This is a genomic window from Stenotrophomonas nematodicola (assembly GCF_009467805.1).
GTDB lineage: Bacteria > Pseudomonadota > Gammaproteobacteria > Xanthomonadales > Xanthomonadaceae > Stenotrophomonas > Stenotrophomonas nematodicola.
The window spans coordinates 42856-55067 of record NZ_WIAY01000010.1; the positions used below are offsets into that span (position 1 = coordinate 42856).

The 12212-nt window shown below is 69.4% G+C and carries 9 protein-coding genes; 4 read left to right on the top strand and 5 right to left on the bottom strand.

Translation table 11 applies throughout. The annotated features are described in order from the left end of the window. Window positions 1–5: 5 nt before the first annotated feature. Window positions 6–6641 carry a putative Ig domain-containing protein gene (locus GDJ08_RS19270; protein WP_153165520.1) on the bottom strand — a complete coding sequence of 2212 codons (6636 nt, stop codon included), beginning with the start codon at window positions 6639–6641 and terminating at the stop codon, window positions 6–8. Between the two features lie 291 nt (window positions 6642–6932). On the opposite strand from GDJ08_RS19270, the gene GDJ08_RS19275 reads away from it, so the two are divergent. The 4 genes from GDJ08_RS19275 to GDJ08_RS19290 are packed head-to-tail and all read left to right on the top strand — an operon-like array spanning window position 6933 to window position 9138. Next, the gene (locus GDJ08_RS19275) at window positions 6933–7472 is read left to right on the top strand and encodes a phage tail protein (RefSeq protein WP_136006839.1); all 540 of its coding nucleotides are present in this window, start codon (window positions 6933–6935) and stop codon (window positions 7470–7472) included. Between the two features lie 21 nt (window positions 7473–7493). Further along, window positions 7494–8024 carry a phage tail protein gene (locus GDJ08_RS19280; RefSeq protein WP_017355192.1) on the top strand — a complete coding sequence of 177 codons (531 nt, stop codon included), beginning with the start codon at window positions 7494–7496 and terminating at the stop codon, window positions 8022–8024. 32 nt (window positions 8025–8056) lie between these two features. After that, window positions 8057–8590 carry a phage tail protein gene (locus GDJ08_RS19285; RefSeq protein ID WP_153165521.1) on the top strand — a complete coding sequence of 178 codons (534 nt, stop codon included), beginning with the start codon at window positions 8057–8059 and terminating at the stop codon, window positions 8588–8590. Beyond that, complete coding sequence (locus GDJ08_RS19290; RefSeq protein WP_017355190.1) at window positions 8587–9138, top strand: GNAT family N-acetyltransferase; 552 nt, start codon at window positions 8587–8589, stop codon at window positions 9136–9138. Before GDJ08_RS19285 ends, GDJ08_RS19290 begins: the two co-directional genes overlap by 4 nt. On the opposite strand, the gene GDJ08_RS19295 is transcribed toward GDJ08_RS19290, so the two are convergent. The 4 genes from GDJ08_RS19295 to GDJ08_RS19310 form a co-directional block, all read right to left on the bottom strand. After that, a complete protein-coding gene (locus GDJ08_RS19295) occupies window positions 9131–9421 on the bottom strand; it encodes a DUF6916 family protein (RefSeq protein WP_017355189.1) in 291 nt (96 codons plus the stop codon). The two genes, GDJ08_RS19290 and GDJ08_RS19295, sit on opposite strands and share 8 nt — an antisense overlap. 110 nt (window positions 9422–9531) lie before the next feature. Continuing rightward, window positions 9532–10092: a glutathione peroxidase gene (locus tag GDJ08_RS19300; protein ID WP_017355188.1), complete on the bottom strand. Its 561-nt coding sequence runs from the start codon at window positions 10090–10092 to the stop codon at window positions 9532–9534. Window positions 10093–10147: 55 nt separating this feature from the next. Next, complete coding sequence (locus GDJ08_RS19305) at window positions 10148–10531, bottom strand: hypothetical protein (protein ID WP_136006830.1); 384 nt, start codon at window positions 10529–10531, stop codon at window positions 10148–10150. An 11-nt stretch (window positions 10532–10542) separates the two neighbouring features. Then, window positions 10543–12126, bottom strand: coding sequence for a DNA recombination protein RmuC (locus GDJ08_RS19310; protein ID WP_017355186.1), 1584 nt, complete (start codon window positions 12124–12126; stop codon window positions 10543–10545). Between the last annotated feature and the right edge of the window lie 86 nt (window positions 12127–12212).

A 12212-nucleotide genomic window follows, 5' to 3' on the forward strand; every position in this document is an offset into this window, starting at 1 on the left:
ACTCCTTACAGCTCCTTGTCCAGGCTGATCTGCACGCCGTGGTCGCGGTCGTTGCCACTGCCCACCAACCCGCGGTAGTCCACGCGCAGACCCCAGGTGCGGCCGACGTCGAACATCACCCCGGCACCCAGCATCCAGCGGCTGCGGTCGAACCCGTCCAGCGGGGTGCGGTAGAACGGCACGTCGACCAGATCGGCGTACTGCAGGGTGGCCAGGCCACTGCCGCTGAAGTCGTGCTGGTATTCCACGCGCAGCTGCGGTGTCCATGCACCCCATGTGGCGGTCTGGCGCATTTCCACGCGCAGGCCGGCATTGCCGGTGGTGGCGTCCACGTCCTGGTCGCCGTAGCGCAGCGCGAACAGGTCGTTGCCCTGCTCCACGTAGCGGTCCAGCGAGCCCTGCGATGCATCCAGGCGGGCGTACGGGGTGAACTGCCAGTTGCCACGGGCCAGATCGGCACCGAAGGCGAGCGAACCGAACCACTGGCTGCCGTTGCGACGTGCATGCACGAAGCCGCCGTCGCCGGTCACGTAGCGGCGCAGGCTGTAGTCCAGCAGCTGGTGGCCCAGCAGGGCGTCCACGAACAGGCTGCGGCCCGGGCTGTAGCTGGCGTACACCGCCATGCTGTAGGCCTGGCCATCGCTGCGGCTGCCGCTTTCGCCGACGTCGCTGCGATCGCGGCCGTAGCCGAGCCCGGCGCCGACGGCGAAGGCTTCGCTGATCCGCAGGTCGCTACCGACGGTGACGCCATCGGTCTCGAAGTCGGTACCGGCACGCTGGCCGCCCTCGCTGCGGCCGGAGCGCAGGGTGCCGCCTACCCACAGCCCCAACGGAGCCTGCGAGCCGGTATCGACGCGGGATGCCGGCTGCTCCAGCCCGGTCTCGCGGTCGAACGGCTGGCGGCGCTGCGCGTCGCAGTCCGGCCCCGGCACGTTGCCCACCATCGGCTCGCAGCGGCGCGGTGCGTAGGACAGGCTCAGACTGTTGCTGAACCCGTTGCTGCCGCTGGCGCCGTGCAGGCGTTGCATGCGCTGCTGGAAGTTCTCGATCTGCGAGTGCGCAAACCGGCGTGCCGCATCGCGCTGGGCCGTCAGCAGACCCCGCACTTCCGGATCGCGGGTCGGATCGGGACGCTGGGCGATCTGCACAACGTAGTTCTGGCTGCCGGTGAAGCCCAGCGCATCGGTGGCGGTGACGGTGAACGCGAACGCGCCCGCTGCGGTCGGCGTGCCTGCCAGCAGTCCGGCAGCCTCCAGCGTCATCCCTTCCGGCAACGCACCGGCACTCACCGCATAGCGGTACGGTGCGGTACCCCCGGTGGCGGTCAGGCCCTGCTCGTAACGGTTGCCGAACAGCCCGGCCGGCAGCGAGGCCGGGGTGAGCACGAGCGCCGGTGCCGACACGCTCAGCGTGTAGGCCTGGGTGAGCGAGCCGGCACCGCCGGCGGTGGCGTCGGTGACGGTCACGCTGAAGGCGAAGCTGCCCGCCACGCTCGGTGTGCCGGCGACCCGGCCAGTGGCCGCGTCGAGCACCAGGCCCGTCGGCAGTGCACCGGTGGCGAGCGTGTAGCGGTAAGGCGCGAGCCCGCCCTGGGTGGTGAAGGCCAGCGTGTAGCTGCTGCCGGCGGTGGACGCCGGCAGCGCGCCCGCAACCGGACTCAACGACAGGGCAGGCGCGGCCACGGTCAGCGTGTAGACCTGTACCAGGCTGGCCGGGGTGCCACCGGTGCTGTCGGTGACCGTGGCGGTCAGCGCGAAGCTGCCCGACTGGGTCGGTGTACCGGACAGCGTACCGGTACCGGCATCGAACGACAGGCCGGCCGGCAGGGCGCCGGACAGCACCACGCGGTACGGCGCGATGCCGCCCGTGGCAGAGAACACCTGCTGGTAGGGCGTGCCTGCCGTGGCAGCCGCCAGTGCCGCCGGCGTCGCCACCAGCACCGGGCTGGCCACCACCAGGCTGTAGGGCTGGGTGAGGCTGGCCGGGGTGCCGCCCGTGCTGTCGGTGATGGTGACCGTCAGCGCGAACGTCCCCGACTGGGTCGGCGTGCCGGACAGCGTGCCGGTGCCGGCATCAAACGACAGGCCGGCCGGCAGCGCACCGGAGAGCGCCACGTGGTACGGCGCGATGCCGCCGGTGGCAGTGAATGCCTGCTGGTAGACGCTGCCGGCGGTGCCGCCCGGCAGGGCCGTCAGCGGGGTCGCCAGCACCGGGCTGGCCACGACCAGGCTGTAGGGCTGGGTGACGCTGGCCGGGGTGCCGCCGGTACTGTCGGTGATCGTCACCGTCAGGGCGAAGGTGCCCGACTGCAGCGGCGTGCCCGACACCATGCCGGTAGCGGCATCGAAGCTGACGCCGGTCGGCAGCGTGCCGCTCAATGCCACCTGGTAGGGCGCGATGCCACCGGTCGCGGTGATCGCCTGCTGGTATGGGGTTCCCGCGGTGCCACCGGCGAGCGCCGACGGCGTGGCCACCAGCACCGGGCTGGCCACCACCAGACTGTAGGCCTGGGTGGTGCTGGCCGGGGTGCCGCCGGTGCTGTCGGTGATCGTCGCCGTCAGGGCAAAGGTGCCCGACTGCAGCGGCGTGCCCGACAGCGTGCCGGTGGCCGCATCGAAGGTGACGCCGGTCGGCAGCATGCCGCTCAGCGTGACCTGGTACGGCGCGATGCCGCCGGTGGCCGTGATCGCCTGCTGGTAGGCACTGCCGGCGGTACCGGCCGGCAACGCGGCCGGGGTGGCCGACAACGTCGGACTGGCCACCACCAGGGTGTAGCCCTGGGCAACACTGGCTGGCGTACCGCTGGTGCTGTCGGTGACGGTCGCGGTGAGCGCGAAGCTGCCCGACTGGGTCGGCGTGCCGGACAACGTGCCGGTGGCGGCGTTGAAGCTGAGGCCGGCCGGCAATGTGCCGCTCAGCGCCACCTGGTACGGCGCGATGCCGCCGGTGGCCGTGATCGTCTGCTGGTAGGCGCTGCCGGCGGTGCCGGCGGGGAGCGCGACGGGCGTGGCCGACAGGGTCGGGCTGGCCACCACCAGGGTATAGCTCTGCACCAGGCTGGCCGGGGTGCCGGCCGTGCTGTCGGTGAGGGTGGCCGTGAGCGCGAAGCTGCCCGACTGGGTCGGCGTGCCGGACAGGGTGCCGGTGGCGGCGTTGAAGCTGAGGCCGGCCGGCAGCGTGCCGCTCAGCGCCACCTGGTACGGCGCGATGCCGCCGGTGGCCGCGATCGTCTGCTGGTAGGCGCTGCCGGCGGTGCCGGCAGGCAGGACGGCCGGCGTGGCCGACAGCACCGGGCTGCCCACCACCAGGGTGAAGGTGCCGTCCACGGTGAACGGGCCCGCGCCGGTGCTGCTGTCCGTGGCGCTGGGCACCAGGGAGAAGCTGCCCGAGCGGGTCGGTGTGCCGCTGACGGTCACGCTGTTGGCGCTGGTGGCGGTGATCGACAGGCCATCCGGCAGGTTGGCCACCTGGTGGCTGCCATACGGCAACGCGCCACCGGTCCAGGTGAACGTCTGGCTGTACGGCGTGCCGGCCTCGGCAGCCAGACTGCCGCTGGCAGTGACGGAGATGACGGGGTTGCCCACCGTGATGTCGACGGTACCCGGCGTGGAGGTGCCGCCCGGGCCGGTGGCCGTGTAGGTGAAGCTGTCCGGGCCGGCGTAACCGGTCGTCGGCTGGTAGGAGATCACGCCGGCATTGATGATCACCGCCGTGCCGTGCAACGGGGCCGTGGCCACCGTCACCGTGGTGGCCGCACCACCGGACAGCGCCAGGTTCACCGGGATGGCCGGGGCGTTGTAGCTGGTCAGCAGCGTGACGTTGCCCGCAAGCGGCACCGGTTCTGCCACGGTCAGCGTGAGGGTCTCGCTGACGCGGTACGGTGCACCAAGCCCGAGCGTGCTGTCCTGCGCGCTGACGGTGAAGGTATGGCTGCCCGCCAGGGTCGGCGTGCCGCTGAGCACACCGGTCGGGCTCAGGCTCAGTCCCGGCGGCAGCACGCCGATGGCGTTGAAGGTGTACGGCCCGTTGCCGCCATCGACGGGGCCGCGGTCGCTGGTGAACGACTGGCCTCGGATCGCCTGCGGCAGGGCGGCGCCCGGCAGCGTCAACGTGGGCGCGGCGACGAGCAGCGTGTAGGGCTGCATGCTGGAATTCGGTACCGCGCTGTTGTCGGTGGCACGTACCTGGAATGCGTAGCTGCCCACGGTGGTGGGCGTGCCGCTGAGGGCCCCCGAAGCGGTGTTGAGATTGATGCCGGGCGGCAGGCTGCCGGCGATGATGGCGTAGGAGTACGGCGCGGTACCCCCGCTGGCCGAGACCGCCTGCGCGTAGGGAACGCCCGCCGTCGGCATCGGCAGGCTGCCGGGCGAGAGCACCACCGGCTGGTCGTCGTTGAGGATGGTCACCACGGCCGACGCGTCGCCAAGGACGGCGTTGACCGGATTGCTCAGGTTCACCTGGAAGGTCTCATCCAGCTCCACGGTGGTATCGCCGTGGATCTGGACACTGATCGACATCGTGGTGGTCCCGGCCGGGAAGACCAGGATGCCGCTCACGGCCGTGTAGTCGCTGGACGCCGTGGCGGTTCCGTCGGCGGAGGCGTACTGGACCGCGACCGGCCGCGAGCTGGGAGCCGACAACGTAACGGTCAGCAGTGCGGGGGTGGAGCCGCTGTTGCCTTCGTTGAGGGCGAGATCGGCGATGGACACCGTCGGCAGCGGATCGTCGTTGACGATCGTGCCCACGCCCTGCGCATCGGCGACGGTCGCGCCCACGACGTTGCTCACATTCACCGTGAAGCTCTCGTTGAGCTCATAGAGCGTGTCGCCGTTGACCTGCACGGCGAAGGTGTAGCTCTGGGCGCCGGCCGGAATGGTCTGGCCGACCAGGCTGCGCGCCACGTAGTCCGAGCCGGCCGTGGCGGTGCCATCGGCGGTGGCGATGTCGAACGTCACCCCGCCCGGGCCTGCGGGTACGTCCAGCGACACAGTGAAGATGAAGGCGCTGGCCCCGCTGTCTCCTTCCGTGGCGGTGACGTCGTTGACGCGCAGCACCGGCAGGTCGTCATCGCGGATGGTGCCGGTGGCGCTGCCCGGCGTGCCGATCGTGTAACCGGCGCTCGGCAGCAGAGTGACCACGACGGTCTTGTTGGATTCCGCCACGCTGTCGGCGATGGGGAACAACGTGAGCGTGCCGGTGGTGCTGCCGGCGGCGATCGCCACCGCTGCCACGACACCGGTGTAGTCCACGCCGAACGTACCCGTGCCGCCCACCGAAATCGGCACCGTGAGGGGAACCGGATTGGGGCGGTCCAGGGTGACGGTGTAGACCAGCGGCGTGCCGCTGTCTTCATCCACCGAGGCGGGCGAGACGGCGATGCTCGCAACGGGCAGGTCGTCGTTGAGGATGGTCCCGGTCGCGGACGCCGGCGCGCCCACGGTGTAGCCGGCACCGGCCGCCACGGTCACGATCACCGTTTCATTGGCCTCCACTGCGGTATCGGCCACCGGAGTGATGCTGACCGTGGCACTGGTGGCGTTGGCCGGAATGACCACGCTCGGTACCGCACCGGTGTAGTCACCGCTGGTCGCCGTGCCGGAGGTGGCCAGAGTCACCGTGGTCGGCGTGGGCAGGCTGGCGCTGCGCGTGACGGTGTAGACCAGCGGCAGGCCGCTGTCCTCGAGCACGCTGGACGGTGCCACGGCGATGCTGACCGACGGCGCCGAACTGACCGTCAAGGTGAAGCTCTCCAGTTCGTAGTAAGGCGCGGCACCGGCACTGCTGTCGGTGACCCGGAAGGTCACGGGGTATCCCTGTACGGCACCGGTCGGCGTGCCGGACAGCACGCCGCCGGCCAGCGAAATGCCGGTGGGCAGGGAACCGCTTTCCAGCGCGATGATGTACGGCGCCACGCCGCCCTGGCCGCCCAGCGTCAGCGAGAACGGGACGTTCTGCACGGCGGTGGCCGAGCTCGGGCTGAGCGACAGGCTGGGGTTCTGCACCGTCAACGCGTACGCCTTGTCGACCACGGCGCCCGTGTTGTCGGTGGCACGCACGGTGAAACTGAAGGCACCGCGTGCGGACGGGGTACCCGACAGCAGCCCGGCGCTGGAGAGGGTGATCCCTGGCGGGAGCTGCGCGGTGTTGGTGGTGTAGGTGTACGGCGACGTACCGCCGGTGGCGCTGAGGGTCTGCGCAAACGCCGTGCCGGCGGTCATCGTGTCGAGGGTGGCCGGGCTGACCACGATCGACGAGGCCGGCGGGTCGACGATCATCGTCACCCGCACCGTGCGGTTGGCCGTGTCGGAGAACTCGAAAACATCGCCGGTGGTGTTGACGCCGTTGTGGCTGTAGTCCACATACCAGTTGGGATCGTCGATGCGCAGGATGGCGCTGCCGCGCTGTGGCAGCGCTGGCCCGTCCACGGGACCGTCGCCGGCGAGAAAGATGTTGCTGCCTGCACAGGCGGTGACGTTGATCGCCACGCTGCCGCCGCTGGGCACATGGACCGTCTGCGGTCCGCACAGCAGCGAGGTATGGGCCGCGCGCGCCGCGCCGGGCCAGAACAGGGCCAGGCAGGACAACAACGAGACAAAGGCGAACAGACGCGCGGAACGCGCGGTACCGGAAAGGAACGACATGACTCTTCCCCCTTAGAAGAATCCCACCTGGATGCGGAACAACATCGAGGTGCGCGTCCCAACTGGCGTGCTTCCGGAGAACCCAATCCCCTGCCGATCCCCGGCGCTGCCAGCGGTAGGCCATCCACGCCTCCCCCGTTGGCGCCATTGGAACAGACTCCCGGCGTGGAAGATAGGTGCAACGTACGGTCGCATCGCTGCAACGGCAGGGACTTGTGAACAACCTGAATGGCGTTCAGAGTACGCGGGCGCCAGTCCGGCGCCGCGCGCTCACCATCCAAGGGGGAATAGATGGGCGAATACTATCTGGGCCAGATTGTCATGGCCGGCTTCAATTTTGCACCGAGGTCCTTTTTGCCCTGCAACGGCCAGCTGCTGCCGATCTCGACCAATCAGGCCCTGTTCTCGCTGCTTGGCGTCCAGTACGGGGGAGATGGACGCACGACCTTCGGCCTGCCGGATCTTCGCGGCCGGGTGCCGGTGTCGGCAGGTCCTTCCGTCGATGCCACCTGGCAACCGCAACCTCTCCAGGCCGGCAATAGCGGCGGCGCGGAGAACATCACCCTGCTCTCGACCCAGATGCCGGCCCATTCGCACCCGGTCCTTGGTGTGAACGCCCCCGGTACCGTCCGCAATCCGACCGGCGGCGTCTATGCCGGCACCGGTACCGGCCCCAAGCTGTATGCCGCTCCAGGCAACACGCGGGTTGCGCAGGCCCCGGAAACGGTGGGCTTGGCCGGCAGCACCCAGCCGCACACGAACATGCAGCCGTTCGCGGTCATCAACTTCTTCATCTGCGCGCAGGCGGGCATCTATCCGCCGCGCAGCTGATCTTTCCAGGAGCACGCACCGATGACCACGCCTTTTGTCGGCGAAATCCGCATGTTCGGATTCAACCGCGTTCCTGCCGGATGGCTGCCCTGCGATGGCCGCGTCCTGTCCATCGCGGACAATGAAGTGCTGTACACGCTGCTGGGCACCACTTACGGCGGCAACGGTTCCACCAACTTCGCCCTGCCCGACCTGCGTGGCCGCCTGCCCCTCCATCAGGGAACCGGTGTCGGTCTCACGCCCCGTTCCATCGGCCAGGTGGGCGGCGCCGAGCAGGTCACTCTGACCCAGGCGCAGATGCCCGCGCATACCCATGCGTTGTCGTTGACCACCGCAGCCGCCACCGCCGACCTGCCCTCGCCGTCTGTGGTACCCGGCTCTGTCAGCGGCGAAACCTATTACGTCAGCGATACCACCGGCGGCTTGGCAATGACACTGGCGCCAGCGTCGGTGACCGCTGCAGGCGGCAACCTGCCGCATGAGAACTGCATGCCCACCCTCACCGTGCAGTACTTCATTGCCACCCTCGGCATCTACCCGACGCAGAGCTGACTTCCTCCTTCGCAAGGCGCAGAGATCACACCATGAGCGATTGCTTCCTCGGCGAAATCCAGATGTTCGGATTCCCCTACAACCCCAGTGGCTGGGCCTTCTGCAACGGTGCGATGGTACCGCTCCGGCAGAATCCGGCCCTGTACTCCCTGATCGGCACCCGCTTCGGCGGCGATGGGCAGAACACGTTCCAACTGCCCAACCTGACCACCCGCGCGGCCACCTCGCAGGGCAGCGGCCCCGGGCTGACCCAGCGCGACATGGGCGAGGCGTTCGGCGTCGCCGGCGTCAGCCTGACGCTCAACGAGCTGCCCGCCCACACGCATGACCTGGTCGCTTACGCGCAGGCCGCGGCGAAGCGCGTGGCGACGCCGGTCGCCAACGGCGCGCTGTCGATGCCTGGCTCAAACGCCATCAAGTCCTTCAGCAGTGCGCCGCCGAATACGTCAATGGCGCCCAACATGCTGGCGCCCAGCGGCGGCGGTGGCGCACATGAGAACCGGCAGCCGTACCTGGCGGTCAATTTCTGCATCGCCCTTGAAGGCCAGTTCCCCTACTTCGAATGATCCAGGCGGACACCCTGGCGCCGTTCCCGCCGGAACGGCGCCCTGCACTGGCCGGCGTCGCCGGCGACACGACGTGGGCCTGGCGCGCGCTGGGCCGCGCCGACCTGCCGTGGCTGGTGGCGCTGTACGCCACCACCCGCGCGCAGGAACTGCAGCCCGTGCCTTGGCCGGAGACGGTCAAGCAGCAGTTTCTGGCCCAGCAGTTCGTGGCTCAGCACCAGCACTACCTGGGCCAGTACCCGCAGGCGCACTATCTGGCCATCGACGTCGACGGGCAGGCCGTGGGCCGTGTGTATCTCGACGAATGCGGTGAGGATGATCTGCTGGTGGACATCAGCCTGTTGCCGGCCTGGCGTGGGCGCGGGCTGGGCACGGCGCTGATCCGGCGGCTGCAGCAGGCCGCGGCGATGCGGGGACGCGGCTTGCGCCTGCATGTGCAGGTCCACAATCCGGCGGCACGCCGACTCTACGAACGGCTGGGCTTCGTTGCCGGCGGCGATTCAGGCCAGCAGACCCATGTGGCGATGCGCTGGTCCGGCCTCAGTTGAACACGGCCTGGTAAAGAAAGCCGGCGCGCTCCTGCGCGATCGGGACCAGAAAGATGCCCACCTCGCCCACGCGCGCATGGCGCATCGCGAAGATCTGTTGCGGGAACACGATCGGGGCCGCATTGCGGAACAGCAGCGAGAACGGCACGCGCAGCGCATCGGGGCGTGCGTGTTTCAGCGGCCGCGCCTCGACCAGCACGAAGTCCACCTGCATGCCCTGCAGGTCCACGGCGAACGTTTCATCCACGCAGCCTGCAAAATGTTCCAGCGTCAGCAGTTCCATGCCCTGTCCCCTGTCGGCACACCGCGCGTCGCGGCGGCGATCATCCTCGTTGCTGCGCGTGCCGCGCGCAAGGTGCGTGCAGGCGCGTGGTGCGCCTGCACGCAGGGGCATCACGCGGCCAGCGCAGCGTCGATCGCCGCCACCAGACGGGCGTCATCGGCCGGCACATCCGGGGCGAAGCGCGCGATGACCTGGCCGTCGCGGCCGATCAGGAACTTCTCGAAGTTCCACAGCACGGCCGGCGCCGGATTGACCACCAGATCCGGGTACTTGGCCACGGCACCCTGCAGCTTCTCGCGCATCGGGCCTTCGCCCGTGGCAGCCGGCTGGGCGGCGGTGAGTTGCTGGTACAGCGGGTGGATGTCATCACCGGCGACGCTGATCTTGGCAAACAGCGGGAAGCCGACGTTGTATTCCAGCTGGCAGAACTGCTGGATTTCCGACTCGCTGCCCGGCTCCTGGGCCAGGAAGTTGTTGGCCGGGAAACCCAGCACTTCCAGGCCGGCCGGCTGCTTCTCGGCATACAGCGCCTGCAGGCCTTCGTACTGCGGGGTCAGGCCGCACTTGGAGGCGACATTGACCACCAGCAGCACCTTGCCGCGGTAATCGGCCAGCGAGGACGGCTGGCCTTCGATGGTGGTGACGGGAATGTCGTAGACGGTCTGGCTCACGGGAGATCCTTGCAATGGCAGGTTGGCGGCACAGCATACCCGTGCCGGCGACGGGTCAGTCGACGCAGATCGTGCCCTGTGCCACGCCGTTGTCGATGCGCTGGTGGCAGCCGAAGTTCTGGCTGATGTCGCGCTGGCAGACACCGCGCGCGGTGGCACCGGCCACCAGCCCGGCGCCCTCCGGGGCAAGGCACTGGCCGTTGCAGTCGGCCTTGCCGCCGCAGGCCTTGCCGGCATCGGCATAGGGCACCACGCAGTGGACATGCTGCAGGCGGCCGAGCGGTCTGGCGTCACCGCCGGCGGCCTCGCATTCGGCACGCTGGGCGGTCGTCGCGGCGGTCTCCACGCTGGCCGCAGGCACGCCGGAACCGGTGGCATGTGGCGCACTGCTGCACCCGGCCAGCACCCACAGCAGGAACATCATCAATACACTGCGCATCGGCGCATTCCTCATGTCGGTGCCGACGTGGTGTCGTCCACGCCGGTGTCGTCGTCATCACCGGCCGCATCGGCCAGCAGCAGGTCGGTCTGCTCGCTGCCCAGCGATTCCACGCCGCGCAGTCGCCGTTCGATGGTGCGGGTCTTGCGGCTGGCTTCGCCCAGGCTGCGCCCGACCGTACTGATCTGCTTTTCGGCCTTTTCCAGGATGCCGGCGAACTTGCCGAACTCGCTCTTCACCGCGCCCAGCAGGCTCCACACCTCGCTGGAGCGCTGTTCGATGGCCAGCGTGCGGAAGCCCATCTGCAGGCTGTTGAGCAGCGCGGTGACCGTGGTCGGCCCGGCCACCACCACGCGGTGCTCGCGCTGCAGCAGGTCCACCAGGCCCGGGCGGCGGATCACCTCCGCATACAGCCCTTCGGTGGGCAGGAACATCACCGCGAAGTCGGTGGTGTGCGGCGGCACGATGTACTTGTCGCAGATCGACCTGGCCTGGACTCGGATCGCGCGTTCCAGCTGCGCGCCCTGCACGCGCACGCCCTCGGCATCGCCCTGCTCCTGGGCATCAAGCAGGCGCTCGTAGTCCTCACGCGGGAACTTGGAGTCGATCGGCAGCCACACCGGGGTGTCCTCATGACCACGGCCGGGCAGGCGCACGGCGATGTCGACCATCTCACCGCTGTCCGGACGCACCTTCACCCCACGCGCGTACTGCTCCTGGGTGAGGGTCTGCTCGAGGATGTTGTCCAGCTGCACTTCGCCCCAGCTGCCGCGGTTCTTGACGTTGGTCAGCACGCGCTTGAGATCGCCGACGCCGGTGGCCAGCTGCTGCATCTCGCCCAGCCCGCGCTGGACCTGCTCGAGCCGGTCGGAGACCAGCTGGAACGATGCGCCCAGGCGCGCTTCGAGCGTGGTCTGCAGTTTCTCGTCCACGGTCACGCGCATCTGGTCGAGCTTCTCGGCATTGTCGGTCTGCAGGCTCCTGAGCTGTTGCTCCAGGGTGGCACGCATTTCGCCGATGCGCTGTTCGTTGCGCTGGGTCATGTCCTGCAGGCGCTGGCCCAGGGTGTCGCCGAGGCGCTGCTGCGACTGTACGTTCTCCTCACGGCCCTTGCGCGCGTCCTCGGCCAGGGTCTGGCGCAGCGCGGCCATGTGCCCATCGGTGCGCGTGGTCAGCTCCAGCAGCTGCTGGCCGAACGCGTCGATGCGCGCCTGCTGCTGCTGGCCGAACGCTTCCAGCTGCAGGCGCACGTCGTGCAGCCGCTGCGCCAGCAGATCGCCGGTGCGCTGCTGGGCCAGGCCATGTTCCTCGCGCGCCTTGCGCGCGTCTTCGCCCAGCGCGTCGCGCAGCAGGTCCAGGCGCTGGTCGGTGCGGGTGGACAGATCGGTCAGCGCGCGGGCGAAGCTCTCCAGCCGCGCATCCTGTTGCCGGCCCAGCCCTTCGAGCTGCTCGCGCAGCTCGCCACGCCCGACCCGGGCTTCATCGCGCAGGGCCTGCTCCAGGCCGCCGTGCTGGGAACGCCGCAGCAGGAGGATCAGCTGCAGGATGAGGACGGCGCACAGCAGGCCGCCAAGCAGAAGGAATTCGGTTTGCATGCCGGCAAGTGTAGGCCGTGCCGGTCTCAATGGCTGCGCCGCTGCGGACCCGGCGAACCGGGCCGCAGCCGTCACCGCAGGCGCGG